A 26,507-nucleotide genomic window follows, 5' to 3' on the forward strand; every position below is an offset into this window, starting at 1 on the left:
TTCAGCGGTGGTGGCCCAGGGTGCGCCCGTATGCAGCTCATCACTCCGCCCGCCGAGACCGTCGACGTCGCCGATGCCGCCGACATCGCCGGCATCGACGGCGCTCCGCGGCAGCCCGGTGCGGCCCAGCGTGTGCTGGACGCCTTCCGAGGGCTCGGTGTGCGCGACCGGCTGGACCCCGGCTCCCGCAACCTCGCCCTGCTCGTCTCCGGCGGACTGTTCGTCCTGTACACGATCTACGCGCTGCGCGTGCACGCGATGTTCGGCACGACCGCCTACGACCTGGGCATCTTCGGACAGGCCGTGCGCTCCTACGCCGATCTCCGCGAGCCGGCGTCGGAGCTGCGCACGGCCACCGCCGGTGTGGACTTCACGGGCGACGCCTACCCGCTGCTCGGCGACCACTTCCATCCCGTCCTGGCGGTGCTCGCCCCGCTGTACCGGCTCGTCCCGCACGTCGAGATCCTGCTGGTGGCACAGGCGGCCCTCGTCGCGGGGTCGTCCTACGTGATCACCCGGGCCGCCGGGCGCCATCTGCGGAACCGGAAGTCGGCCGTGTCCATCGGTCTCGCCTACGGGCTGTCCTGGGGGTTGCAGGACCTCATCGGGTTCGACTTCCACGAGGTCGCCTTCGGTGTGCCGCTGCTCGCCCTGGCCTGCGGCGCCTATCTCGACCGCAGATGGACGGCCGCCGCCTGGTGGGCCGCCGGGCTGCTGCTGGTCAAGGAGGACCTGGGGATCACGGTCGCCGTCTTCGGACTGCTGCTGGTGCGCCATCGGCGCCGCCTCGGTCTGGCGCTCTTCGCGGGCGCCCTGGCGGCCACCGCGCTGATCGTGGGCGTACTGGTCCCGGCGATGTCTCCGGACGGCCGCTACGGCTATCTGAGCCAGCAGTCGGCGTACGGCCCGCTCGACGGCTGGTCCTACAAGTCGTACACATTGCTGCTGCTGCTCGCCGTCACGGCCGGTCTGGTGGTCCGCAGCCCGCTGGCCCTGCTGCTGCTCCCCACCCTCGCCTGGCGCCTCACCTCGCCCAACCCGGCCTACTGGGGCGTGGGGTTCCACTACTCGGCCGTGCTGATGCCGATCGCCTTCGCCGCGCTGATCGACGTGCTGCGCAGGGGAGTGCGGCTGCCGCGCTCCCTCCCGTTGATGATCGCCCTGGTGCTGCTGCCCACCCACGCCCAGCCCTTCAACCAGGTGGTCATCCCCGGCTTCTGGGAGGACGGCCCCCGTCAGATCGCGTCACGGGAGGCGCTCACCCTCATCCCGGACGACGCCCGTGTCGCGGCGAGCAACAGCCTGGCGCCGCACCTCACGGACCGCACCCCGGTCCAGCTGGTGGCGGACGGTGTGCTCGAGCGGCACCGCGACCTCGAATGGATCGTCGCCGACACCCAGGACTTCTGGCCCCCGGGGGTGGTCGTCGAGGTGCTGCGGCAGGCGGAGGAGACCGGGTGGCGACAGGTGTACGAGAGGGACGGGATCGTCGTCTGGGAACGCGGTGAGCCGGAGTGAGGGGGCCGCGGTGCCGGAGAAGCCCTGCGGTGGGTCCGGCGGTGTGCGCCGGTGCGCCGGGGCCGTCAGGCGAAGCTCAGCACCTCGGCCACCGCGATGACTTCGAGCAGGAGCTGGAGCGTGAAGCCGTAGCGGCGCAGCAGGTCGGCGTTCCGTACACGGGCGGGGATTGCCATGGTCACCACCCATGCCGCGGCCGCCGCGAAGAGCGTCCACAGGACGGTGCCGCCCGTCAGCGACGAGCAGTTCTCGCCGTACGTCAAGCACCTCCCGCCCCGCTCGGTGGACAGGGCCACGACTCCCGCGATGAGCAGGGCGGGCACCAGCAGCACGGCCGATACGACGGACCAGAAACGGACGCTGCCGACACCGACCCTGGCCGGGGCGGGGGCCGGGGCGTCGGGCTGCTGCGGCTGGGATACGGGCGGGGTCGTGTTCATGGGGTCGAGCCAACACCGGACCCCGGTGCGTTCGGACCGGTGCTCGTACTCAGATCGCCCGTGCCGGCTACTCAGGCCCGTCCGGCCGTCCCGTCGGCCCGGACCTGCGGTCATCAGGGCGGGGAGCGGTGAATCCGGCCGGAAGCGGCGGCCCGGCCCGGTCGTGGCGGCGGCTCGGTAGGCTTGCGCCCATGTACGGCTACGAGCAGACCCCCGGTGCCCAGCACCACTACGGCGCCCCGCCGCAGCAGCCCATGCACGGCGCCGGCATGCCGGGTGCCGGCTACGGCGGGCAGGCTCCCGGGTACGGTCAGCAGCCGCTGTATCCCGAGCCGTCGCCGCCGTCGCTCGCCGACGCCGTGCGGGCGTTCACGACGGGATCGCTGTCCGCGGAGGACTTCCAGCAGATCTTCGCGACGTCGAAGGTGTACTGCCCGCGGGGCGACAACCCCGGCTTTCTGGCCCTGCACAACACGCAGCAGCCGGTGATCCCGATGTTCACCTCGCTCAAGGAGCTGCGGCGGTACGCGGGCAAGGAGTCCAAGTACTTCGTGATCACGGGGGCGGAGGTGATCGATCTGCTGCCCACCGGATACGGCTTCGTCCTGGACATGGAGGGTGACCACCGGATGGTCTTCGACGCCAAGGCCGTGGAGCAGATGGTCGACTTCGCGATGCGCCGTATGTACGGCTGAACGTACGACGCGGGACAAACCGGACGCAGACAGCGGAACGCGACAGCGGTACACAGCGGTACGCGGACGGCGGAGCGGACGGACGCGCGGCGAACGCCCGGGAATTACTCCCGGGCGTTCCGCGTTCCTGGTGGCGAGAAGTTAAGAATTCAACTAAACTCGTCGCACAAGGAGGTCGCGCCATGCCTGCAGTGACTGTTGAGAACCCGCTGACCCTGCCGCGCGTCGCCGCGCCCGCGGACGCCGTGCAGCGTCCCGTGCGCGCCGTGACCACGGCGCCCAGCGGCTTCGAGGGAGAGGGCTTCCCGGTACGGCGTGCGTTCGCCGGGATCAACTACCGGCACCTCGACCCGTTCATCATGATGGACCAGATGGGCGAGGTGGAGTACCGGCCCGGGGAGCCGAAGGGAACCCCCTGGCACCCGCACCGGGGCTTCGAGACCGTCACGTACATCATCGACGGGATCTTCGACCACCAGGACTCCAACGGCGGCGGCGGCACGATCACCAACGGCGACACCCAGTGGATGACGGCGGGCTCGGGCCTCCTGCACATCGAGGCACCGCCGGAGCACCTCGTGGTGTCGGGCGGTCTGTTCCACGGTCTGCAGCTGTGGGTGAACCTGCCGGCCAAGGACAAGATGATGGACCCCCGCTACCAGGACATCCGCGGCGGGAGCGTCCAGCTGCTGACATCGCCCGACGGCGGCGCGCTGCTGCGCGTCATCGCCGGTGAGCTGGACGGCCACCAGGGCCCCGGCATCACGCACACCCCGATCACGATGGTCCACGCGACGCTGGCACCGGGCGCGGAGGTCACCCTGCCCTGGCGTGAGGACTTCAACGGTCTGGCGTACGTGCTGGCGGGCAAGGGATCGGTCGGTGCCGAGCGGCGTCCGATCCACCTGGGCCAGACCGCCGTCTTCGGCGAGGGCTCCGCTCTGACGGTCCGCGCCGACGAGAAGCAGGACGCGCACACCCCGGACCTGGAGGTCGTCCTCCTCGGCGGGCAGCCGATACGTGAGCCCATGGCCCACTACGGCCCGTTCGTCATGAACACCCGCGAAGAGCTGCAGCAGGCCTTCGACGACTTCCAGAAGGGACGGCTCGGCACCATACCGGCCGTGCACGGGATGTAACGGACACGGCGGATGTGACGAGGTGTCGGCGACGAGCCGGGCGGCCCGCCCGGCTCGTCGCCGCTGGGGTCTCCCCCGGCCAGGGGGCCGAGGTGAACGCGCCGTCGCCCGGCGACACGAAAGCGGCAGGCGGGTGACGTCCTCACCGGGGTGCTCCACCTGTGATCGGGTGGGCCAATGCAGCAGCCGACCCCGCCCCTGCACCGTCTTCTCCCCGAGCCCGTGAAGCGCCTTGCCGCCTGGTGCGTGGTCGTGCTCCTGGTGGCCGGGGTCGTCGCCGTCGGCATCAAGCTGATCACCGCCTTCAAGACGGCCGTCGTCCCCGTACTCCTCGCCCTGCTGGGCACCGCCCTGCTCGGTCCGCTCTACCGGCGGCTGGTCGGCATGAAGGTCCGGCGCGCGCTCGCCGCGGGACTCACCTGTGCCGCCGTCCTCGTCGTGGTCGGCGGGGCGATCTACATCGTGGTGAGCGCGCTCATCGAGTCCGGGGACCAGATCGTGGCCTCGCTGCGGCAGGCCGCCCGGGACCTCGCCAGGCACTTCGGCGCCGCGGGTACGTCCCTGGACGATCTGGCGAGCAACTCCAAGGACCTGATGACCAAGTTCGGCGGGACCGCGGCCACCGGCGTGATCTCCGGGCTGAGCGTCGTCGGCGAGATGATCGCGATCGCCGTGCTCGCCCTGCTGCTGATCTTCTTCTTCCTCCGTGACTCCGACCGCGCGGTCGCCACCCTGCGCTCCTTCGCACCGCGTGGCAACGGCGACACCGTGGAGGCGATGGGCCGCAGGGCCTTCGAGGCGGTCGAGGGCTTCATGCGCGGAACGACGCTCATCGCGCTGATCGACGCCATCTGCATCACCATCGGTCTGCTGATCCTGCGGGTGCCCGGGGCCGTCGGGCTCGGCGCGCTCGTCTTCGTCTTCGCGTACATCCCCTATCTGGGGGCGTTCATCTCCGGCACGGTCGCCGTTCTCGTGGCGCTCGCGGACCGGGGTTTCGTGATCGCGCTGTGGGCGCTCGGCGTGGTCCTCGCCGTCCAGGTCCTGGAGGGCCACATCCTCCAGCCGGTGATCCAGAGCCGCACGGTCCAGATGCACCCGGCGGTGGTGATGCTGGCGATCACGGCGGGCGCGGGTCTCGCCGGGATCCTCGGGATGCTGCTGGCCGTGCCGCTGACCGCCGCCGCGTTCGGGGTGTTCGGCGAGCTGCGGGGCCGCTACGCGCCCGTCGGCGAGCCCACCGAGGGTCCGGGCACGGCCACTCCGGGCGGCCCGTCCGGCGGACCCGGCTCATAGAGCTCGAACCAGATCGACTTGCCCTCGCCCCGCGGCTCCACGCCCCAGATGTCCGCGAGGATCTCCATCAGCACCAGGCCCCGTCCGGAGGAGGCCAGTTCACCGGGCCACCGCTTGTGCGGCAGCTCGTCGCTGGCGTCGGAGACCTCCACCCGCAGCCGCCGGCCTCCGCGCTCCCCCGTCGCCTCCGCCACCAGGAGCGCATCGCAGTCGGTGTGTACGAGCACATTGGTGACCAGCTCGGAGACCATCAGCACCGCCGAGTCGACCTGGTCCTCGTCCGTCCAGTCGTGCAGCAGGTCGCGCAGCTGCCGGCGTGCGCCCCCGATCCGCTCGGGATCGGTCTGGGCGACGGTGAGGACCGCGCGGCGGTAGCCCCGGCGCAGCGGCTTGCCGTGCCGGGACAGCAGCAGCACCGCGATGTCGTCCTCGCGGCGGTCGGCCAGCGGGCCCCTGGTGTAGTGCGACTCGGGCCCGTGCACGGCCTGCACCAGCGCGTCGGCGAGCTTCTCCAGGGCGTGACCGCCGCTGAGGGGCTCCTCCAGTACGGAGCGGATCCGCTCCCAGCCCGAGTCGAGGTCGTGCCCGCCGGTCGCCAGGAGACCGTTCGTACAGACCATGATCGTCTCGCCCGGCTCCAGGGTGATACGGGTGGTCGGATAGTCCGAGTCGGGGTCGATGCCGAGCGGCAGCCCGCCCTGCGTGGGCTTCAGGATGACCGTGCCGTCGGCCATGCGTATCGCCGGGTCGGGATGTCCGGCGCGGGCGATCTCGAGGGTGCCGGTCGACGGATCGCACTCGATGTAGAGGCAGGTCGCGAACCGCGGCCCGCTGTACGCCCCGGCGTGGCCGACCAGGTCGCCGTCGTCGTACGCCTCGCTCTCGCCGTAGTCGTGCAGTCCCGCGAGGAAGCGCGAGGCACGGGCGAGGACGGCGTCGGGACGGTGTCCCTCGCAGGCGTAGGCGCGCAGCGCGATCCGCAGCTGCCCCATCAGTACCGCCGCCCGGACGTCATGGCCCTGCACATCGCCGATGACCAGGGCGATCTTGCCGCCGTCACCGGCCGCGGCGTGCGAACCGCCGCCGGGCAGCGGGATCAGGTCGTACCAGTCGCCGCCGACCTGGGGTCCGCCGCCGGTCGGCACATACCGCGCCGCCACCGCCATCCCCGGGATCCCGGAGACCAGTTCGGGCGACAGCGCGCGCGGCTGCCGCGCGGGATCCTCCTCGCTCTCCGTGACACCGGCCCGGGACAGCGCCTGTGCCAGCATCCGGGCGACCGTGGTGAGCACCGACCGCGCGTCCGATGTGAAGGCCACCGGGTCCGAGAAGGACGCCAGCCAGACCCCGACGGTGCGCCCCGCCACCACGAGCGGCAGGAACGCCCAGGACGTGCGGCCGAAGCGCTCGACGAGCGGCCAGACGAGCGGGTAGCGGCGCCGGTAGTCCGCGGGGGTCGGGATGTAGACGGCCCGGCCGCTGCGGATGACCTCGGCGGCGGGGAAGGCGCTGTCCAGCGGTATCTCGGTGAAGATCGCCTGGGTGGACGGGTCGTAGCCGTGGTGGCCGACGACGGTCAGCCGGTCGCCCTCGGCGCCGAAGACGACCAGCCCGTCCGGCGAGAAGCCGGGCATGGACAGGGAGGCTGCGACCCGCAGGACCTCCCTCGTGGACCGGGCCTCCGCGAGCGCGCGGCCCGCGTCGAGCAGGAACGCCTCGCGTGAGCGGCGCCAGCCGCCGGCGGCCGGGCCACGTGCCGCGCCGGTGTCCGCGGGGGATCCGGCGACCTCCTGGATCGTGCCCGTGAGCAGGTAGTCCCCGCTTTCGAGGACGGGCTTGCAGCGGCTGCGTACGGTCCGCAGCACGCCGCCCTCCTCGTTCACGATGCGCATCTGGATCTCGGCGAGGGTGTCCTCGGCGACGGCGACCGTCACGATGCCGTAGGTCTCCTCCCAGTCCATCGGGTGGAAGCGTGCGCGCACCGTGGCCACGGAGACGGTGCCGGCACCGGCGGGCAGACCGAGCAGCCGGGCGGCCTCGGCATCGAGGGTGACGGTCCCGGATGCGTTGTCCCAGCGCCATACGCCCGTCGCGACCGCGGCCAGGACGTCCTCTGAGCGCATTTTCCTACTGTATTCGCGTTATGGGTGGAGTGGCCTGCGAGCCGGACGGGCGGGACACCGGGGGTGGCGGCGCGGGCCGAGAACCGTGCGATCACGGTCCCGTCCGGTCCCGCGCGTAATCCGGAAAAGCGACCGCGGGCCGGACGGTAACCTGGGTGGGTCTGCCCACATCCCCATTGCGACGAAGACTGGATGAACGACGATGCATCGGTACAGGTCCCACACCTGCGGCGAGCTCCGCGCCTCTGACGTCGGCACCGACGTCCGGCTGAGCGGCTGGCTGCACAATCGCCGAGACCTGGGCGGCATCCTCTTCATCGATCTCCGCGACCACTACGGCATCACGCAGCTCGTCGCCCGTCCCGGCACCGCCGCCAACGAGGCCCTGAGCCACCTCACCAAGGAGTCCGTCGTCCGCGTCGACGGCAAGGTCTCCGCCCGTGGCGCCGAGAACGTCAACCCGGACCTGCCGACCGGCGAGGTCGAGATCGAGGTCACCGGCGTCGAGGTGCTCGGCTCCTCCGCCCAGGTGCCCTTCACGATCAACACGGACGACGGCGTCAACGAGGAGCGGCGTCTGGAGTACCGCTTCCTCGACCTGCGCCGCGAGCGGATGCACCGCAACATCATGCTGCGCACCGCCGTCATCTCCGCCATCCGGCACAAGATGACCGCCCTCGGCTTCAACGAGATGGCCACCCCGATCCTCACCGCGACCTCCCCCGAGGGCGCCCGTGACTTCCTGGTGCCCTCCCGGCTGAACCCGGGCAAGTTCTACGCGCTGCCGCAGGCCCCGCAGCAGTTCAAGCAGCTGCTGATGATCGCGGGCTTCGACCGCTACTTCCAGATCGCGCCCTGCTTCCGTGACGAGGACGCCCGCGCCGACCGCTCGCCCGGCGAGTTCTACCAGCTCGACGTCGAGATGAGCTTCGTCGAGCAGGAGGACGTCTTCCAGCCGATCGAGCAGCTGATGACCGAGCTCTTCGAGGAGTTCGGCGGCGGCCGCCACGTCACCTCGCCGTTCCCGCGGATCCCGTTCCGCGAGGCGATGCTGAAGTACGGCAACGACAAGCCCGATCTGCGTGCCCAGCTCGAGCTCGTCGACATCACGGACGTCTTCGAGGGCTCCGAGTTCAAGGCCTTCGCGGGCAAGCACGTCCGCGCGCTGCCGGTGCCGGCCGTGCAGGACCAGCCGCGGAAGTTCTTCGACCAGCTCGGTGAGTACGCCGTCGAGCAGGGTGCCAAGGGCCTGGCCTGGGTGCGCGTCGGCGACGAGGGCGCGCTGTCCGGCCCGATCGCCAAGTTCCTCACCGAGGAGAACGTCAAGGTCCTCACCGAGCGCCTCGGCCTGCAGCCGGGTCACGCGGTGTTCTTCGGCGCGGGCAAGTTCGACGAGGTCTCCAAGATCATGGGCGCGGTGCGGGTCGAGGCCGCGCGCCGCTCGGGCCACTTCGAGGAGAACGTCTTCCGCTTCTGCTGGATCGTCGACTTCCCGATGTTCGAGAAGGACCCGGACACCAACAAGATCGACTTCTCGCACAACCCGTTCTCCATGCCGCAGGGCGGTCTCGAGGCCCTGGAGACCAAGGACCCGCTGGACATCCTCGGCTGGCAGTACGACATCGTCTGCAACGGCGTCGAGCTGTCCTCCGGCGCGATCCGGAACCACGAGCCCGACATCATGTTCAAGGCCTTCGAGATCGCGGGCTACGACCGGGAGACCGTGGAGCGGGAGTTCTCCGGAATGCTCCGCGCCTTCCAGTACGGCGCCCCGCCGCACGGCGGTATCGCGCCCGGCGTCGACCGCATCGTGATGCTGCTGGCCGACGAGCCGAACATCCGCGAGACGATCGCCTTCCCGCTCAACCAGAACGCGCAGGACCTGCTGATGGGCGCGCCCGCCGAGGTCGAGGAGGCGCGTCTGCGCGAGCTGAACATCGCGCTGCGCAAGGCGCCGGCGAAGTCCGCGGAGTAACGGAGCAGAAGTCCGCCACGTAGTCGCAGGCGCCGCCGCACCCGCGCGGCGCGGGCGGTCCGTTCAACGGCCGTCGGGGCCCGGAACCGGGATGGTTCCGGGCCCCGACGCGTTCCCGTGCCTCGCACGTCCTGTTCCCGCGCCCCCGCAAGTCCTGCGACGCCTTCTCGCGTAATTCCCGTACCTTCCGTGTCGTTCGCGCGCCGTCAGCCGACGCCGGCTCGTTGAACGGGAAGAGGGCCAGGGAGGGCAGGGCCGGTGACCACCGCCGGTGACGGACCACCGAGAGGACACCGCGTCGTGCTCAGCACCGTACGGACACCGGCTGTGCCGGCCAGGGCAGCGGCTCTGGCCCGGGCGGTCGTCCCCCTGCTGGCTGCCGGACTGCTGGTCGGAGGATGTACGCAGGCCACGTCGCCGCCGCCCGCACCGGCCGCCGGCCCGCCCGGGCCCGGGAGCGGACCCGACGGCCGGGTGAACGCCGTCCCCCTGCCCGCTGAGATCCCCGGGCTCGGCCGCCAGACCCGCGCCCTCGTCCCGGACAGGTCCACCCAGGCCGTCGTGGTCACCGGGGAGTACCGGGACTCCGCCTACTCCACGGTCGTGCTGTACGAGTGGAAGGCGGCCAAGGGCTGGCAGCCGGTCTCGGAGCCCTGGCCTGCGCACAACGGCCTCTACGGCTGGACCGACCAGCACTGGGCCGGCGACAAACGCTCACCGATCGGGGTCTTCACGCTGACCGACTCGGGCGGCCGGCTGCAGGATCCGGGTACGAGGCTGCCGTACCACCAAAGCCCGCTGTTCAACGCGCCCGGCACCGGCGTCCTGGGGGAGCCGCTCGAGGGCTCCTTCGACTACGTGGTCGCGATCAACTACAACCGCCGGGAGGGCAGTACGCCGCTCTACGACGGCGTGGTCCGGCCCATGGGCTGGGAGCGCGGGGGCGGCGTTTGGCTCCACGTGGACCACCGGGGCCCCACTCAGGCCTGTGTGTCGGTGTCCCGGGAGCGGATGCGGGAGCTGCTGCGCTGGCTGGACCCGGACAAGGACCCGGTGGTGGTGATGGGGGACGCCCAGGCACTGGCGCGCTGACCGGTCCGGCGCGCCGGCCGGTCCGGCCCCCGTCGGCCGGCCCGCGGCGACTGGGCCGCGGCGACCTGCTCGCGTCGGCCGGCCCGCGGCTACCGGGCCTCGATCTGCGGGTCCGGAATACGCAAGGTCCGGTACGCACCGGGCCCGGGAACCGTCACGGTTCCCGGACCTCGGTCGTGCCGGTCCCGGGGACGGCTACTGCGCGGGCTTCCCGGGCTTGTCGGGCTTGTCGTCGAGTCGCGGGAACAGCACCGCGCCCTTCGTCACCGTCGAGCCCGCCGGCAGCCTGCCCCAGTCCGCCGCGTCCTGGATCCGCTGTTCGGCCAGCGCGCCCAGCGACGCCTCGGCGCCCAGCGAGTCCCACAGCTTCTGCGAGGTCTCCGGCATCACCGCGTTGAGCAGCACCGCCACCGCGCGCAGCGACTCGGCCGCCGTGTAGAGGATGGTCGCGAGGCGGGCCTTGCCCTCCTTGGATTCGTCCTTGGCGACCTTCCACGGCTCCTGCTCCGTGATGTAGCCGTTGACCTGCTTCACGAAGTCGAAGACCGCGAGGATCCCGCCCTGGAAGTCCAGCTCCTCGCCGATCTTCCGGTCCGCCTCGGCCACGGCCTTCGCCAGGCCTTCCTGGACCGCCTTCTCGGCCTGGCCGTACGCCGTCGCCTCCGGCAGCGAGCCGCCGAAGTACTTGCCGACCATCGCGGCGACACGGGACGCCAGGTTGCCGTAGTCGTTGGCCAGCTCGCTGGTGTAGCGGGCGGTGAAGTCCTCCCACGAGAACGAGCCGTCCTGGCCGAACGCGATCGCGCGCAGGAAGTACCAGCGGTAGGCGTCCACACCGAAGTGTGAGGTCAGATCCTGCGGCTTGATACCGGTCAGGTTCGACTTCGACATCTTCTCGCCGCCGACCATCAGCCAGCCGTTGGCCGCGATCCTCCCCGGCACCGGGAGGCCCTGCGCCATCAGCATCGCGGGCCAGATGATCGCGTGGAAGCGGAGGATGTCCTTGCCGACGAGGTGGACGTTCGCCGGAAAGGTGTCCGCGAACTTCGCCGGGTTCTCGTTGTAGCCGACTGCCGTCGCGTAGTTCAGCAGGGCGTCGATCCACACGTAGATGACGTGCTTCTCGTCCCACGGCACCTTGATGCCCCAGTCGAACGTCGACCGGGAGATCGACAGGTCCTGCAGGCCCTGCTTCACGAAGTTCACGACCTCGTTGCGGGCCGACTCGGGCTGGATGAAGCCCGGGTTCGCCGCGTAGAACTCCAGCAGCTTCGGGCCGTACTCGCCGAGCTTGAAGAAGTAGTTCTCCTCCTTGAGGATCTCCACCGGCTTCTTGTGCACGGGGCACAGCTTCTGACCCGCGAAAGGTCCGTCGCCGTCGAGCAACTCGCCGGGGAGCTTGTACTCCTCACAGCCCACGCAGTACGGGCCCTCGTACCCGCCCTTGTAGATCTCGCCCTTGTCGTACAGGTCCTGCACGAACTCCTGGACGCGGTCGGTGTGCCGCTTCTCCGTGGTCCGGATGAAGTCGTCGTTCGCGATCTCCAGGTGTTCCCAGAGGGGCTTCCACGCCTCCTCCACGAGCTTGTCGCACCATTCCTGCGGGGTGACGCCGTTCGCCTCCGCGGTGCGCATGATCTTCTGACCGTGCTCGTCCGTGCCGGTGAGGTACCACACCTTCTCGCCGCGCTGGCGGTGCCAGCGCGTGAGCACGTCGCCTGCGACGGTCGTATAGGCGTGGCCCAGGTGAGGAGCGTCGTTGACGTAGTAGATGGGGGTCGAGACGTAGAACGCCTTCGCTCCCTGCTTCTCGGATCCAGTGGCCGCCATGGCCGAAATCCTATCGGCCCTCCAAAGATCGACTCACATCCGTGAACGGCCTCCGGCACCCCCACGCGCCTGTGACTGAGCGCTTCACCTGGCGGATGAGCGCTTGAGTTGGCGGCCCGCAAAGGTCCAGGGCGGACAGTTCAGCCGCGCACCGGATGGGTGCCGTGTCGATGTGGTGCACGAGCAGTCAGGCCGACCGCCCGACCCATGGTCGGGGCGTACGCGCGCGCCGACCCTGCTGAATATAACGAACTGTCATAATCAGTCCCGTTCTGTCCGAGGGAAGCCCAGTCGGGAGGATCGCTGTGACTGTCCGAGAAGCCGTGGTGGGGGTGGGGGAGGGTCTTCCGTCGTCGGCGCCGCCCGGTCGCCGAGTGCGCTACTCGTGGTGGGGTGGGCTGCTGCGGACGTTGGTGGCCGGCCTGGTGCTGGTGGCCGGCCTGGCCCTGCCCATGGTGGCCTCGCAGCCTGCCCATGCCGTGCCGGGCGGCACCTACGCCTACGTCGCAAACGTCGACGGCACGGTGTCGGTGGTCGACACGGCGACGAACACGGTGGTGGCCACGATCACCGTCGGCGACAATCCGGTCTCGGTGGCGGTGACGCCGGACGGCGCCTTCGTCTACGTCACCAACATCGGCGACGACACGGTGTCGGTGATCGACACGACCAACAACACGGTGGTGGACACGGTCACCGTCGGCAACAATCCAGTCGGGGTGGCGATCGGAGTGGTGCAGCAGCCGGCGACGCTGCGTCTGACCAAGCTCACCACCGGCGGCACATTCGTCCAGGGCGGGCAGGCCACCTAAACCCTCACCGTCACCAACACCGGCGACGAGCCCACCGACGGCTCCACGGTCACCGTCACCGACACCCTCCCGCCCGGCCTGACCCCGATCAGCTTCTCCGGCACCGGCTGGACCTGCACTCTCACCCCCCTGACCTGCACCCGCAGCGGCATCCTGGACCCCCGGCGCCGGCTACCCGCCCCTCACCCTCACGTCCACATCGCCCCCAACGCGCCCAAGCAGGTCACCAACACCGCCACCGCCACCGGCGGCGGCACCGCCATCAGCACCGCCACCGCGACCACCACCATCAACAACAAGCAGAAGCCCAGGCCCCCGCACCACGACCGCCCCGGTCACGGCAAGCCCGGCAAGCCTGGCCACGACCGACCCGGCCACGGCCACCGCTAACCGCACACCCACGGCGCCGTGTGCCCTCCCCGGGCCGCCGGAGACGTCCGGGAAACATACGGTCGGGTAGAAACACGCGAGAGCGGAATCACGAGTGGTGGATCACGAGCGTGGCATCACGCGAGCGTGGGGAGCGGGCCCGGGACACAGCGGGCCGGGCGAGGGGAAGCAGCGGAGGGGCACATGAGGGTACTGGTCGCCGAGGACGAGGAGGCGCTGGCCGAGCTGGTCGCCGTGGGACTGCGGAGGGCCGGTTTCGCCGTCGACACCGTCCACAGCGGCGACGCGGCCCTCGAGCATCTGGGACTGCACGACTACGACGTCGTGGTCCTCGACCGTGATCTTCCGGGAGTGCACGGGGACGACGTCGCACGGGAGCTGGTCGCCGCCGCGTCCCGCACCCGGATCCTGATGCTGACCGCGGCCGCCGCCATGGAGGACCGGGTGGCGGGACTCGACCTGGGGGCCGACGACTATCTGGCCAAGCCGTTCGAGTTCCCGGAACTGGTGTCGCGGGTGCGGGCCCTGAGGCGGCGCAGCGCCCGGCCGCCCGTGCCGCCGCTGCTGGAGCGGCACGGGCTACGGCTCGACACCGTGCGCAGGACCGCGCAGCGGGACGGCCGGGAACTGGCGCTGTCCCCGAAGGAGTTCTCGGTGCTGCAGATCCTGCTGGAGGCGGACGGGGCGACCGTCTCGGCGGAAGAGCTCCTGGAGCGCGCGTGGGACGCCCACGCCGATCCGTTCACCGCAGCGGTACGGGTGTGCATGAGCAAGCTGCGCGGGAAGCTCGGGGAGCCGGCGCTGATCCGCACCACCCAGGGCGTGGGGTACGCGCTGTGACGCCCCTCCTCGGCCCCGGGTCCACCATCCGCACCCGGATCGCGATGGTCTACGGGGGCGCCTTCCTGGTCCTCGGCGCGTGCCTGCTCGGGATCGTGAACCTGCTGTCCCTCGCCGGTGCGGACGACGACGGGACGGTGATCGCGGACGCGGCCGCCGACCTGGCCGCCGACGGAACGTGGCCCGCACCGGTGCTGTCCGGGATGACGGTCGGCGAGCTCTCGTCCGCGGTGCGGGACGAGATGACGGAGCAGATGCTGATCTGGTCGTCGCTGGCGCTGCTGGCCATGGCCGTGTGCGCAGTGGTGGTGGGGTGGTGGACCGCAGGGCGTGTGCTGCGCCCGGTGCACGAGATGACCGCCAGGGCGCAGCTGCTGTCCGAGCGGACGTCCCCCGGCGAGGGCTGGGGGCGGCTCGCGGTGCAGGGGCCGGACGACGAGCTCAAGGAACTCGGCGACACGATCGACGGGCTGCTGGCCCGGCTCGAGGCCGCGTTCGACAGCCAGCGGAGGTTCATCGCGAACGCCTCGCACGAGCTGCGGACCCCGCTGGCGACGCAGCGGACGGCCATCCAGGTGGGTCTTGACGAGTGCGCGTCGGCGCAGGAGATCGCCCGGACCAAGCAGGTGCTGCTCGACAGCAACCGGCGCAGCGAGCGGCTGATCGAAGGGCTGCTGGTGCTGGCCCGCAGCGAGCGGGGGCTCACACAGGGCGAGAGCGAGTACGTCGACCTCGCGGAGGTCGCCAGGGAGGAGTGCGAGCGGCACGGCGTGGCCGTCGCCGAGGAACTCCGCGGAGGGCGCGGGGCCGTCGTACGGGGCAACCGGCTGCTGCTCGCCCAGCTGGTGCGGAACCTGGTCGCCAACGCGGTGGCGTACAACGTGCCGGACGGGACGGTGGACGTACGGGTCGGGGGCGGCGTCCTCGAGGTCGCCAACACCGGCCCGAAGGTGGAGGCTTCGGACATCCCGGGCCTCTTCGAGCCGTTCCGGAGGGGAGCGGGGCGGGACCGGATGGGGCCGGGCGCCGGCCTCGGGCTCTCCATCGTGCGCTCGATCGCCGAGGCGCACGACGGGACGGTCGGCGCGGAACCGGGGCCGCGGGGCGGGCTCACGGTGAGGGTGAGCCTGCCCTGCGGCCCCTGAGGTCCTTCGTTTGGATCTTGCCGGGCTCGCGACGGTCGTCCCGGCGGGGTCGGTGCGTCAGCCGCGCCGGCTGTCCAGCCAGCCCGGGAAGCTCCCGAGCAGACCGCGGTAGAGCTCCTCGTCGGTGAGTTCGCGCGGGTCGGGGCCGGCGTGGAAGAACGCGGCGTTGTCCACCGTGTCGTCCGCGTCGAGCTTGCGGAGGAAGTCGAAGCCCTTGGCCTCGTGGTCGCCGAACGCCACGAACTGCCAGAAGTACGGCTTGCCGGCCGCGTCCGCGAGGGCCTGCTTGGCGGGCTGCCGGGCGTCCGGCGGGCCGTCGGTCTGGAAGACGACGAGCGCCGGGACGTCCGCGCCCGACTTCTCGTGGTGCGCCATGACCTCCTCGACGGCGCGGTGGTAGCTGGTGCGGCCCATGTGGCCGAGACCCGCGTGAAGCTCGTCCACCCGGCCCTCGTACGAGGAGAGCGACAGCTCCCCGGTGCCGTCGATGTCGGTCGAGAAGAACACGACGTGCACGGACGCGGTCTCGTCGAGGTGCGCGGCCAGCGCGAGTACCTGCTCGCCGAGTTGCTGTGCGCTGCCGTCCTTGTAGTACGGGCGCATCGACCCCGACCGGTCAAGCACGAGGTACACCTTGGCCCGTGCCCCGGCCGCCCCGCTGTCCTTGAGCACCGTGCCGGCGGCCTTGTAGGCCCCGACCAGTCCGGCGGCACGGGCCTTGACGCGTGCGAGCGAGAACGCGGGCTTGCCCGGGGCGGAGGCGGTGTCGGCCTCGGGCACCTCGGCGACGGCGGCTGCGGGCGCCGGCTCCGGGGCGGCCTCGGGCTCACTGTCCGCAGCGGCCTCGGGCGCCTCGTCGGCCGCGGTGTCGGGTGCCTCGGCGGTGGCCGCCTGGGCCTCGGCAGCCGTGACCTCCGCGGCTTCGGCCCCGGCCCCGGCCTCGGCAGCCGAAGAGGCGGATGCGTCGGCCGCGGACGGCTTGGCGCCCTCGGTGCGGCTCCCGGCCGTGGCCTGAGCGGGGATCACGGCACCGGTGGTGGCCTCGGCGGCCGGGGCGGCGGTCTCCGCGGCGGCGGGCTCGGGGCTGGGTGTGTCGGCTTCGGGCAGGTCCGTCGGGGCGCCGGCGGTCTCCGCCACGTCCGTGGAATCGTCGGCGGCCTCCACCGTTTCAGCTGTTTCCGCCGTTTCCGCCGGTTCGACCGTTTCGGCCGCTGCCGGTTCGGAGACCGCGTCCGCGTTCTTCTCGTCTTCCGCCTCCGCCTCCGCCTCCGCCTCCGCGGCGGTGTCCGGGACGTCCGCAGCGTCCGCGGCCTCGACGGCCTCCGCGGTCCCGTCGGAGGTCCCGTCGGCGGTCTGCGTGGCTTCGGCCTCGACGGCCGTTGCCTCGTCGTCCGCGGCCGGCACGTCGGCATCCGCGACGTCAGCAGCCGCGACGGTCTCGGTCTCGGCGGTCTCGGTCTCGGCGGTCTCGGCCGGTGCCGCCGCCTGGTCGGCGCCGGAAGCACCGTCCGCCTGCGCGGGCGCGTCCGCGCCCGCGTCCGGAGTCGTCCGTGCCGAGGGGATCGTCGGGCGCGGGGGAGGGTTGTCGAAGGCCGCTGCCACCAGGTCGACCGCGCGCACCTCGGAGGTGACGGGCCCGGTAGGGGCCTCGGCCTGGGGCGGCACGCCGGTCGGGGTGGTCGTCGGGGCGGCCGAGGACGACGGCTCCGTACGCTCGCGTCCAAACACCTTGCGCAGCAAGCTCCGAATGCCCATGGGCGAGGCCTTTCGCGTGAATTGGGTGCGATCCATGTCCGGTCCAGGCGCGGCAGCCCGCATCCCTGGCCACGGTGGACACGTAAGGTTAGCCGCCGCCCGAACCGCAGGGCGGCAACCCCCTCCGGTGTCAAGACCACCTCGGCCCGTCCACGTTCATCCCGCGTTTACCCCGCAGCCGCCCGCGTGAGCGTGTGTACCCCTAGCGTCACGGCCGGACGTATTCCGACACGATGTCGGCGCGGGGTGCGCCGAAGGGGATGGGAGAAGAAGTGCGCAAACTGCTGCCGCTGCTGGGCTCGAATCACGCGGGTGGCCGGTCCGCCCTCACCTGCCGCTACCGCTGCGGTGACGCCTGCTTCCAGGAAGTGCCCAACACCAGTGACAACGAGTACGCCGGCGACATCATCGCGGGGGCGCTCTCCCGTCGTTCCATGATGCGCACCGCCGCCGTCGTGACCGTCGCCGCGGCAGCGGGCGGCGCCGTGGTCGCCCAGAGCGCCCCGGCCGCCCACGCGGCGACCGCCGAGAGCCTCGGTCAGGGCCAGGGCCGCGGTGGCGCCGCGTCCGGAGCGCGCGGTCTGCGTTTCACCCCCGTCGAGCCCAACACGGCCGACCAGGTGACCGTCCCGTCCGGTTACACCCAGAACGTCGTCATTCGCTGGGGTGAGCCGATTCTGCGCGGTGCGCCCGCGTTCGACGCCGACCGCCAGACCGCCAAGGCACAGGCCGGCCAGTTCGGCTACAACAACGACTTCCTGAGCCTGCTGCCGCTGGAGCACGGCCGCCAGCTCCTCGTGGCCAACCACGAGTACACGGACGAAGTCCTGATGTTCAAGGGCTACGACGCGGCCAACCCGACCCGCGAGCAGGTCGAGATCGCCTGGGCGGCCCACGGTCTGTCCGTGGTCGTGGTCCAGGAGGAGCGCAGGAGCGGCAAGCTCACGCCCGTCACCCGGCACCAGCTGAACCGCCGTCTGACGGCCACCTCCGAGTTCAGGCTGACCGGCCCCGCCGCCGGCAGCGATCTGCTCAAGACCTCCGCCGACCCGACGGGCACCAAGGTCCTCGGCACGCTCAACAACTGCGCGGGCGGCACCACTCCGTGGGGCACCACGCTCCACGGCGAGGAGAACTTCAACCAGTACTTCGCCAACGGCTCCAGGCCGACCGACAAGCGTTACGGGATCGGCAGCGCCGCCACCGAGCGCAAGTGGGAGCGGTTCGACAAGCGCTTCGACGTCGCCCAGGAGCCCAACGAGCCGCACCGCTTCGGCTGGGTCGTGGAACTCGACCCGTACGACCCGGACTCGACGCCCCGCAAGCGCACGGCCCTTGGCCGCTTCAAGCACGAGGCCGCCCAGCCGCGTCTGACCTCCGACGGCCGTCCGGTCGTCTACATGGGCGACGACGAGCGCTTCGACTACTTCTACAAGTTCGTCTCGTCGAAGCGGATGAAGAAGGGCACCTCGCGGGCGGCCCACGAGCACAACCTCACGCTGCTCGACGAGGGCACCCTGTACGTCGCCAAGCTCACCGGCGACAGCCCGGCCTCGCAGATCGACGGCACCGGCAAGCTCCCCGACGACGGTGAGTTCGACGGCTCCGGCGTGTGGATCCCGCTGGCCACCGGCGATGTCTCGCACGTCGATGGCATGACGGCCGAAGAGGTCTACGTCTTCACACGGCTGGCCGCCGACAAGGTCGGCGCCACCAAGATGGACCGTCCCGAGGACGTTGAGCCGAGCCCCCGCACGGGCCGGGTCTACATCGCGCTCACCAACAACACCGATCGCGGCAAGCCGGGCAAGGCGGGCGCGGACGAGGCGAACCCGCGCAACCTCAACAAGCACGGTCAGATCCTGGAGCTCGCCGAGCACTGGGACGACCCGGCGGGCGACGGTTTCGCCTGGCGCCTGTTCCTGGTCGCCGGTGACCCCGACGACCCGGCCACCTACTTCGCGGGCTACCCGAAGGACCAGGTCAGCCCGATCTCGTGCCCCGACAACGTGGCCTTCGACCCGCACGGCAACCTGTGGATCTCCACCGACGGCAACCAGCTCGGCTCGCACGACGGCCTGTTCGGCGTGGCCACCCGGGGCGAGCGCCGCGGTGAGCTGAAGCAGTTCCTCACCGTGCCGAAGGGCGCCGAGACCTGTGGTCCGATCGTCCAGGACCGCCGTGTCATCGTCGCCGTTCAGCACCCGGGCGAGGTCGACGGCGCGAGCGTCGAGAAGCCCGCGTCGGTGTGGCCGGACGGACCGGGCAAGATCGTGCGCCCGGCGGTCGTCGCCGTGTACCGCAAGGACGGGTGCGACATCGGCGTCTGATCCGCCGACCGGTGGTTCCGCCCGACCGGCGAAGACCACTGTGAACCCCCACGGGCCCCAGGCGCCCCCGCCGGGCCCGTGGGGGAGCTGTCGGCCCCTCAAGCGCGGACCTGGTCTCCGCCTTCTACGCGAAGGTCTCCTGGGTGTCCTCGCCGTCGGTCCACCAGACGCCGAGCTTCTGGCGGACCAGCTGCCGGCCGTCCTCCCCCCGGCCAAACTCCCATTCGTAGGGGCCGCCCATGGCGTAGGGGGAGGACGTGCTCCCGGGTGCGGTGACGGCGACGAACCACATGTAGCCGATGCCGGTCGCCCGGTCGCCCTCCACGTCGAAGTGCATGTTGAGGATGCGGTGCTGCATGCTCGCGAAGGGCGATTCCGCCTCCTCCACCTTCGCCCGGATCGCCTCCCTCCCGTGGATCTCCCCCCACGGCCCGAAGTCCAGCACCGCGTCCTCGGCCCAGCACGCGATCCAGGTCTGCCACTCCTTGCGGTCCAGCGCTCTCCATCCGCGGATCATGAGGGCGCGCAGGGCTTCCCCGTCCTCCAGGGCACGCAGTCTGCGGGCCAGGCCGTCGTGGTCGGTGGCGGTGTGCGGCATGTCGGTCCCTTCCCGGAGGGCATCTTCCTGGAGGGTGCTTCCCTGGAGGCTTTCGTCCCGGACGGCGGGCCGGACGGTCACTGGGCGCTCATCGAGGGCCGGACGACGATTTCGTTGACGTCGACCTCCGGAGGCTGGGAAACGGCGTAGGCGATGGCATCCGCGATGGCGGAGGCGGGCAGTGCCACGGCGCGGTAGGCCTTCATGGCCTCCCGGGCGGAGGCGTCGGAGATGCTCTCGGCGAGCTCGGACTCGGTCACTCCGGGAGAGACCAGGGTGACCCGGACGTTCCCGTCGGACTCCTGCCGCAGCCCCTCGGAGATCGCGCGGACGGCGAACTTGGTGGCGCAGTAGACGGCCGCGGTGGGGACGACCTCGTACGCGCCGACGGAGGCGACGTTCACGAAGTGCCCGCCGCCCTGGGCGCGCATCACGGGCAGGGCGGCGGCGATACCGTGCAGGACCCCGCGCACGTTCACGTCGATCATCCGGTCCCACTCGTCGACCTTCAGCGCTTCCAGCGGTGACAGCGGCATCACTCCGGCGTTGTTGACCACGACGTCCACACGCCCATAGCGCTCGCGGGCGGCGGCCACGAAGGCTCGTACGTCGGCGGCGTCCGTGACGTCCAGCCGCTGGAACGCCGCGGTGCCGCCCGCGGCGATGATCTCCCCGGTCAGCGCGTCGAGCCGGTCGGTGCGTCGCGCTCCGAGGAGCAGGCGGTGGCCGTCGGCGGCGAGCCGACGGGCGGTCGCCTCCCCGATCCCGCTGCTCGCTCCGGTGATCGCCACGACCTTGGCGGTGTCTATCATGCCGGCTGTCCTTCTCGGTAGAGCACCAGGTGCTCGTGGTAGAGCACGCCGTCCCGGATGTCGCCCGTCGCGGTGAACCCCGTATCGTCGACGTAGTCGATGTGGCTGCCGGTCACCGTGTAGCGGCCGGTGTACGCGCTGCGGCGGTTACCGCGGGCCTCGTCGTACCGGCCGTCCGGCCGCAGCTCCTGGCGGATGTGACCGTCGGCGGTCACCCACATGCCGACCACGTCGGCACGGCCCTCCTCCGTGTTTCCTGTCATGACGGACTCCCCTGGTCCACGGGTGCGGATCTCTCTGTCCGTCCGAGTCTGGACAGCTCAGGGACCGGTAACCAGGACGTGCTTCCCCTGGGTGCGGCACACCCAGGCAGCGGCGCTCCGCCGCTGAGGGAGTCGCCCGGCCGCGGCCCGCGGCCCGCGAGCGGCCCCGGCGCTTCACGTGCCCCGTGCCCGGGCCCGGAAGGTCAGCGCAGGCCCGCCGCCTTGCGGAAACGTACGAACTGCTCCGCCGGGTCTCCCGTGTACGACCACGGCACCCGCGCCGCCCGGGCGCCCAGCATCCCGAAAAGCTCCCGGGCCGGCTCCGTCTCACCGGCGTAACAGGCCGCGTGCGTCAGATAGTTGAGCTCGGACACCTCCTCGGGAAGCACCGGCCCGTCCGCCCGGCCCGCGATCCAGCGGCCCGCCGTGCGCCGCACCTCGGTGACCGCCAGCTCGTGCTTCCAGTGCTGGCCGAAGTCCAGGGCCGGGCCGCCGGAACGGCCCCGGCCGAGGGTGGCGTCGGCGACGTGCCGGAACTCCTCGACCCGCGCGATCTGCACCAGCACCGGCAGCGGGGACCCGGGCGGTGCCGCGCCCGCCGCGTCGCGTGCGATGTCGTACATGGCGCCGTGCGTGCCGTGCCAGCGCGCCGACCAGTAGCGCATCAACTGCACATGGCCCTCGATGTTCTCCGGGTCACGGCGGCGCAGTTCGTCCCACCAGCCGTGCAGTTGGCGGCGCCCGACACCGTTCTCGTACAGCCGCGCCACCGTCAGCAGGGACACCCAGGGCATCGGGTCCGCGGGTGCCGACTCCGCGGCGGCGAGACACGCCATCACCGCCACGTCGACCGGGGCACGGTCGAGCGCGGCGCCCCGGCCGGCCGCGATGGCCCGGTCGAAGACCCGCACCACCTCCGTCGCGGCGCGCAGCACGGCCGCGTCGGGGTGGTCCGGCTCGGCCGCACGCCAGGATTCGACCGCCGAGGACGCGGCAGCCGCGTGCGACAGGATGCGTATCCGGTGCGTGCGGCGGCGCCAGTCGGTACCGGTGGCGTGCAGAAGGTCCCGCACGCCCTGCCAGCGGCCGATCACGATGTCGTGGCGGGCCTCGGTCAGTGCGCGGTCTCCGTGGTCGGGGTCGAGGTCGGGCTCGAAGCGGCGCCGTGCAGCGGCCATGAGGGTGCCTGCTTTCTGGGGGTCCACCCGGGTCCGCGATGACACCGGATGCCGGGGACTGCCCACTGCGGTGGGGACGGGGCGTCAGAAGTCCGTGGCCAGCGCGTCGTGGCCGGCGCGGGGCCGGGCCGGCACGGAGCCGGCACAGGGCTCTTCCGCCTCCATGGCCCGGACGGCGTCGAGCTTCGCCGGCCGGTAGTAGGCACTTCCCTTGCGCCAGTACCAGAGCATCGGCACCAGCCCGGCCGCCAGCCCACCCAGGCCGATCGCGACCGCCGCGGGCCGCAGCTCGCCGAGCGCGGCGAAGAAGGTCCAGAACATGAACAGGGAGCCGAGCAGCGGCCAGAGCCCGCCGAGCACGAAGTTCCGTACGGACTGCAGCAGCAACTCGCGGTATGCGACGACCGCGGCCAGGCCGGCGAGCCCGTAGTACACCGCGATCTGCAGCGAGATCGCGCTGACCGCGTCCGCCAGGATCTCGGAGATGGTGCCCAGCGCCGTCGCCGCGGCGAACATGACGAGGGCGACGGCGCCGACCACGGCGATCGCCACCCAGGGCGTGTTCCAGCGGCGGTGGACCGTGCCGAGCCGGCCGGGCATCGTGCGGTCGCGGCCCATCGCGAACAGCGAGCGGGTGACCTGGATGAGCGTCGTCTCCAGGGTGGCGACGGTCGACAGCATCACCGCGACGATCAGGAGCTTCCCGCCGACACCGGGCCAGATCTCGTCGCCGAGCACCCCGAGGACGTTTCCGCTGCCCGCCTGGATCTGCTCGCTGGTGAGGATGATGTTCACGGCGATCGTGAAAGCCTCGAAGAGGAGGAAGACGACGCCGACGCCGATCAGTGCGGCGACCCCGGCGGTCCGCCGGCTGTCGCGGGTCTCCTCGCTCAGATTGCTGGTGACGTCCCAGCCCCAGTAGTAGAACGCGGCGATCAGCGCGCCCGATGCGAACCCGGCCGCGCCGTCGAAGTGCCCGAAGCCGAGCCACGACCAGTCGAAGGCGTGCGCGGCGCCGTGGTGGAGCAGGGCGCCGAGGAGGAAGAGGACGAGCAGAACGAGCTCGACGCCGGACATCAGCAGTTGGGCGCGTACGGTCAGCCGGGCGCCGCCGAGGACGACGAACAGCATGATCAGGAACCAGCCGGCGCCGACGGCCGCGGCGAGGGCGGTGTTGCCGGCGAGGTCGGGGTCGACGAGTGCGAGGGTCATCGCGCCGGCCGGGAGCGAACCGGCCACCATGAAGATCGTCGTCGAGGCGACCAGCGCCCAGCCCGACAGGAAGCCCAGGAAGGGATGGAGGGTGCGGCCCACCCAGGAGTAGCTGGCACCGGCGTTGACGTCGATCCGGCCGAGCCGGCTGAACGCCAGGACGATGCCGAGCATGGGTATCGCGCAGTACAGCAGCGCGGCGGGACTCGCCAGGCCGACGGCTCCGGCCAGTACGGCGGTGGTCGCGGCGATCGAGTACGCGGGGGCGCTGCCCGCGATCGCCATCACGACGGTGTCGAACGTACCGAGGACATTGGGCTGGAGCCCTCTGCCGGAATTGCTGCTCATCGAATGTCCTTGGGTGGCAGGGCATCTGGCGATGTTTCGGTTGTCGTCGGCCGTGCTGAATGGCCCACTCCGCAACGGGGGACGGAAGCGCATGGTAGTGGTCCGCCGTACCCTCGGTGGTATGGCGGATGACGGAAGGACCCCAGGGGCCGGAGTGCCTGGAGAGGCCGGGGGGACCGTACGGATCGACAGCTGGATCTGGTCCGTGCGGCTGACCAAGACACGCTCACAGGCGGCGACGGCCTGCCGCGCCGGCCATGTCCGGGTGAACGGCGAGCGCGTGAAGCCCGCGCACGCACTGAAGGCGGGCGACGAGGTGCGGGTCTTCCACGCGGGCCGGGAGCGGATCGTGGTCGTCTCCCGCATCATCCGCAAGCGCGTCGGCGCGCCCGAGGCGGTCCAGTGCTACGTGGACAACACTCCGCCGCCTCCGCCCCGCGAGTTCACGGCGCCGACGGGGGTGCGGGACCGGGGCGCGGGTCGTCCGACGAAGCGCGAACGACGTGACCTGGACCGGCTGCACGGCCGCGGTGCTCAGGGGCCTGCTTAGGGCTTGCCGGGCGAGCTGCACCTGCCGATCGGTGGCGCCTGACCGTCTATGATCGCGGGCTCTTCGCGCACGTACTGACGCTGTTCGGCGCAGGCCCGGCGGCCGGGAGCCTCGGAGTGGGGTGATCCCACCACCGCAGAGCCCACGGACGGTCGCTGACCCGGGCGTCGCGACGCCGCGGAGATCTGTCAGAAGCCCCCTGGGGATCGTGGGAGGGGATCAGCGGCGGGGGGACGCGATCGCGCGGGCCGCCGTGACCTCGTGCCGCAGGGGTGCGAGGACGCTCTTCTCGTCGCCCGTCAGTCGCGCCCGTACCTCCACGAGTTCCTCGCTGGAGCGGATCCCCTCCGCGAGCGCCCGCAGCTGGCCCACCACGGACGCGACCTCCGCACCCGCCGGCGCAGTGGCGCCGTGGTCGACGCGGACCCGCGCCGCGGTCGTCGCGTCCGCGACCCGTTCGACCGCGACGACGAGCGGCCACCACGCGGCGGCCCGCGTACCCGTCGGCGGTGGCTCGGTGAGCGCCCGCTGGAACTCGGAGCGCACTCCCGACAGATCCCGGTAGAGCCTGCGCCGCGACCGCACCCGCTCCCCCTGGTCGGCGTCCGTGCCGAAGGCCAGTTCCACGTAGCGCGCCGCATGGTCGACGGAGTCCGCGAGCCGGTCGCCGATACGGGTGTGCCAGCTCTCCGGCCAGAGCAGATACCCCGCGACGAGGGCGATCGCGCAGCCGATCAGACTGTCCACCAGGCGGGGCAGCAGCAGGGCGGTGCCCTCGCGGTTGAGGAGATCGGACAGCAGCAGGATGGCGGGGGTGATCGCCGCCGTCTGGAAGGCGTACCCCTTCGCCGAGAACGCCGGGATCAGCGCGGCGAGCACCATCATCACCGGCACGTCCCACCATCCGCGCGGTACCTCCGCGAGGACCGCCGTCGCGACCACCAGGCCCGCCGCCGTGCCCAGTGCGCGCAGCACCGCACGCGAGAAGACCGAGCCGAAGTCCGGTTTCAGGACGAAGGTGACGGTGAGCGCCACCCAGTACGAGCGGTCCAGCTCGACCAGGGAGACCAGGGCCTGCGCGATGCCGATGCAGAGCGCGAGCCGCAGCCCGTAGCGCCAGGACGCCCCCGAGAGCAGCACGTTGCGGGCGGTGCGCCGGGCCCGGACGCCCAGGGCGGCGGGGTGGCCGAGGCGGTCGTCCACCTGGTACGGATGCGGGTCGCTCTCGTGGATGACGACGGCCGCGTGCCGGACGGCATCGTCCACGGCCCGTTCGGAGAGGGTGCGTGGAGGCGGCAGGCCGAGGGCGGGGTCACCGGTGCGTCCCTGTTCGACGGCGTCGGCGAGGGTACGTACGGCGTCGGGGACCGCGGCGGGCAGCGGATGGCCGGGGGACCGTGCGGCCGGTGCGGCCTCGACGACCGGGATCAGCGCATTGAGCTGGGCCAGCAGCCGTACCAGCGGCGGATTGTGGCCGTGGCCGCGGGTCCGACGGGCGAGTACGAGATCGTACGAGGTGTTCAGCGCGGCGGTCACCGCATGGCGCCGGGCGTCGTAGGCGTCGCTGTCGGCGGGATCGCCCGAGGCCGCGAGCTGGTCGGCGATGGCGCGATAGGCGCCGGCCACCGCGGAGCGCTCCGGGACGCCGCCGCGCAGCGGCCAGCCGAGCAGGGCGAGGGCGAGGACGAACAGACCGCCGACGCTGAGCAGTACGGGCGCCGTCCACCAGGGGCTGGGCAGCGGGATCCCGGCGCCGATCACGGCGTCGAGCAGGAGCAGCAGTCCGGACACGGAGGCGACCGCGCCGATCGACGAGATCATCCCGGAGACCAGCGCGACCAGGGTCAGCACGCCGACCGCGACCCAGCCGTGGCCGTACACCAGGGTGCCGACGGTGACCCCGACGGCCCCGAGTGCCTGGGGCACCGCGATGTTGAGGATGCGCATCCGGTAGGCGTCGGCCGTGTCGCCGATGACCCCGGAGAGCGCGCCCATCGACACGAGCGCCCCGTACTCGGGCTTTCCGGTGGCGAAGCCGACGGCGAGCGGGGCGGACATCGCGATGGAGGCGCGCACGACGGCGGCCCAGGGGATCGGCGCGGGCTGCGGCCGCAGGTTCCTGACGAGCCAGTCCGGCGGGGACAGTCGCGCGTGGGGCGCCGCCAT

Annotated in this window: 21 protein-coding genes and 1 pseudogene; 12 read left to right on the top strand and 10 right to left on the bottom strand. The window is 71.6% G+C overall.

The features are described 5' to 3' along the window. Nucleotides 1–30 precede the first annotated feature (30 nt). Nucleotides 31–1,518 (top strand): DUF2079 domain-containing protein, encoded by a 1,488-nt coding sequence (locus ACTWOL_RS19645; protein ID WP_474298048.1) that lies wholly within the window; start codon nucleotides 31–33, stop codon nucleotides 1,516–1,518. 65 nt (nucleotides 1,519–1,583) lie between these two features. On the opposite strand, the gene ACTWOL_RS19650 is transcribed toward ACTWOL_RS19645, so the two are convergent. After that, a complete protein-coding gene (locus ACTWOL_RS19650) occupies nucleotides 1,584–1,958 on the bottom strand; it encodes a hypothetical protein (protein ID WP_474298049.1) in 375 nt (124 codons plus the stop codon). Between the two features lie 191 nt (nucleotides 1,959–2,149). Here ACTWOL_RS19650 and ACTWOL_RS19655 point away from each other — a divergent pair, with 191 nt between their 5' ends. The 3 genes from ACTWOL_RS19655 (at nucleotide 2,150) to ACTWOL_RS19665 (ending at nucleotide 5,088) form a co-directional block, all read left to right on the top strand. Further along, nucleotides 2,150–2,653: an SseB family protein gene (locus ACTWOL_RS19655; protein ID WP_474298050.1), complete on the top strand. Its 504-nt coding sequence runs from the start codon at nucleotides 2,150–2,152 to the stop codon at nucleotides 2,651–2,653. Between the two features lie 182 nt (nucleotides 2,654–2,835). Then, nucleotides 2,836–3,792 carry a pirin family protein gene (locus tag ACTWOL_RS19660; RefSeq protein WP_474298051.1) on the top strand — a complete coding sequence of 319 codons (957 nt, stop codon included), beginning with the start codon at nucleotides 2,836–2,838 and terminating at the stop codon, nucleotides 3,790–3,792. 177 nt (nucleotides 3,793–3,969) lie between these two features. Further along, entirely contained in the window at nucleotides 3,970–5,088 is a 1,119-nt protein-coding gene (locus ACTWOL_RS19665) for an AI-2E family transporter (protein ID WP_474298052.1), read from the top strand. Here the strand turns inward: ACTWOL_RS19665 and ACTWOL_RS19670 are convergent. Next, the gene (locus ACTWOL_RS19670; protein WP_474298053.1) at nucleotides 5,010–7,211 is read right to left on the bottom strand and encodes an ATP-binding SpoIIE family protein phosphatase; all 2,202 of its coding nucleotides are present in this window, start codon (nucleotides 7,209–7,211) and stop codon (nucleotides 5,010–5,012) included. The genes ACTWOL_RS19665 and ACTWOL_RS19670 overlap by 79 nt on opposite strands. A 202-nt stretch (nucleotides 7,212–7,413) precedes the next feature. On the opposite strand from ACTWOL_RS19670, the gene aspS reads away from it, so the two are divergent. Together aspS and ACTWOL_RS19680 are read left to right on the top strand one after the other, a co-directional pair. Then, nucleotides 7,414–9,186 carry an aspartate--tRNA ligase gene (aspS, locus tag ACTWOL_RS19675; RefSeq protein WP_474298055.1) on the top strand — a complete coding sequence of 591 codons (1,773 nt, stop codon included), beginning with the start codon at nucleotides 7,414–7,416 and terminating at the stop codon, nucleotides 9,184–9,186. Between the two features lie 300 nt (nucleotides 9,187–9,486). Beyond that, nucleotides 9,487–10,278, top strand: coding sequence for a L,D-transpeptidase family protein (locus ACTWOL_RS19680; RefSeq protein WP_474298057.1), 792 nt, complete (start codon nucleotides 9,487–9,489; stop codon nucleotides 10,276–10,278). Nucleotides 10,279–10,473: 195 nt separating this feature from the next. On the opposite strand, the gene metG is transcribed toward ACTWOL_RS19680, so the two are convergent. Continuing rightward, entirely contained in the window at nucleotides 10,474–12,108 is a 1,635-nt protein-coding gene (metG, locus tag ACTWOL_RS19685) for a methionine--tRNA ligase (protein WP_474298058.1), read from the bottom strand. A 305-nt stretch (nucleotides 12,109–12,413) separates the two neighbouring features. Here metG and ACTWOL_RS19690 point away from each other — a divergent pair, with 305 nt between their 5' ends. From ACTWOL_RS19690 to ACTWOL_RS19705, 4 genes and pseudogenes are all read left to right on the top strand, one after another. Then, on the top strand, nucleotides 12,414–12,920 hold the full coding sequence (locus ACTWOL_RS19690) for a YncE family protein (protein ID WP_474298061.1): 507 nt from the start codon (nucleotides 12,414–12,416) through the stop codon (nucleotides 12,918–12,920). Nucleotides 12,921–12,932: 12 nt separating this feature from the next. Further along, a pseudogene (locus ACTWOL_RS19695) lies at nucleotides 12,933–13,310 on the top strand (hypothetical protein); the annotation flags it as partial. 183 nt (nucleotides 13,311–13,493) lie between these two features. Next, nucleotides 13,494–14,150: a response regulator transcription factor gene (locus ACTWOL_RS19700; RefSeq protein ID WP_474298063.1), complete on the top strand. Its 657-nt coding sequence runs from the start codon at nucleotides 13,494–13,496 to the stop codon at nucleotides 14,148–14,150. Next, nucleotides 14,147–15,295 (top strand): sensor histidine kinase, encoded by a 1,149-nt coding sequence (locus ACTWOL_RS19705; protein ID WP_474298065.1) that lies wholly within the window; start codon nucleotides 14,147–14,149, stop codon nucleotides 15,293–15,295. Before ACTWOL_RS19700 ends, ACTWOL_RS19705 begins: the two co-directional genes overlap by 4 nt. 57 nt (nucleotides 15,296–15,352) lie before the next feature. On the opposite strand, the gene ACTWOL_RS19710 is transcribed toward ACTWOL_RS19705, so the two are convergent. Beyond that, a complete protein-coding gene (locus tag ACTWOL_RS19710) occupies nucleotides 15,353–17,050 on the bottom strand; it encodes a VWA domain-containing protein (protein WP_474298067.1) in 1,698 nt (565 codons plus the stop codon). Nucleotides 17,051–17,310: 260 nt separating this feature from the next. Here ACTWOL_RS19710 and ACTWOL_RS19715 point away from each other — a divergent pair, with 260 nt between their 5' ends. Next, nucleotides 17,311–19,380 (top strand): PhoX family protein, encoded by a 2,070-nt coding sequence (locus ACTWOL_RS19715; RefSeq protein ID WP_474298068.1) that lies wholly within the window; start codon nucleotides 17,311–17,313, stop codon nucleotides 19,378–19,380. A gap of 124 nt (nucleotides 19,381–19,504) precedes the next feature. Here the strand turns inward: ACTWOL_RS19715 and ACTWOL_RS19720 are convergent, their stop codons facing one another. The 5 genes from ACTWOL_RS19720 to ACTWOL_RS19740 form a co-directional block, all read right to left on the bottom strand. Continuing rightward, complete coding sequence (locus ACTWOL_RS19720; RefSeq protein ID WP_474298069.1) at nucleotides 19,505–19,978, bottom strand: nuclear transport factor 2 family protein; 474 nt, start codon at nucleotides 19,976–19,978, stop codon at nucleotides 19,505–19,507. Nucleotides 19,979–20,055: 77 nt separating this feature from the next. Next, nucleotides 20,056–20,790 carry an SDR family oxidoreductase gene (locus tag ACTWOL_RS19725; protein ID WP_474298070.1) on the bottom strand — a complete coding sequence of 245 codons (735 nt, stop codon included), beginning with the start codon at nucleotides 20,788–20,790 and terminating at the stop codon, nucleotides 20,056–20,058. Further along, nucleotides 20,787–21,053, bottom strand: coding sequence for an Atu4866 domain-containing protein (locus ACTWOL_RS19730; RefSeq protein ID WP_474298071.1), 267 nt, complete (start codon nucleotides 21,051–21,053; stop codon nucleotides 20,787–20,789). The genes ACTWOL_RS19725 and ACTWOL_RS19730 overlap by 4 nt, the downstream gene beginning before the upstream one ends. 203 nt (nucleotides 21,054–21,256) lie before the next feature. Further along, complete coding sequence (locus tag ACTWOL_RS19735) at nucleotides 21,257–22,231, bottom strand: hypothetical protein (RefSeq protein ID WP_474298072.1); 975 nt, start codon at nucleotides 22,229–22,231, stop codon at nucleotides 21,257–21,259. Between the two features lie 84 nt (nucleotides 22,232–22,315). Then, nucleotides 22,316–23,791, bottom strand: coding sequence for an APC family permease (locus ACTWOL_RS19740; protein ID WP_474298073.1), 1,476 nt, complete (start codon nucleotides 23,789–23,791; stop codon nucleotides 22,316–22,318). 121 nt (nucleotides 23,792–23,912) lie between these two features. Between ACTWOL_RS19740 and ACTWOL_RS19745 the strand changes: the two genes are divergently transcribed. Continuing rightward, nucleotides 23,913–24,341, top strand: a complete 429-nt coding sequence (locus ACTWOL_RS19745) for an RNA-binding S4 domain-containing protein (RefSeq protein ID WP_474298074.1) — start codon at nucleotides 23,913–23,915, stop codon at nucleotides 24,339–24,341. Nucleotides 24,342–24,560: 219 nt separating this feature from the next. Here the strand turns inward: ACTWOL_RS19745 and ACTWOL_RS19750 are convergent, their stop codons facing one another. Continuing rightward, a complete protein-coding gene (locus ACTWOL_RS19750) occupies nucleotides 24,561–26,507 on the bottom strand; it encodes an FUSC family protein (protein WP_474298075.1) in 1,947 nt (648 codons plus the stop codon).

This window comes from Micromonospora sp. IBHARD003, from assembly GCF_056106285.1.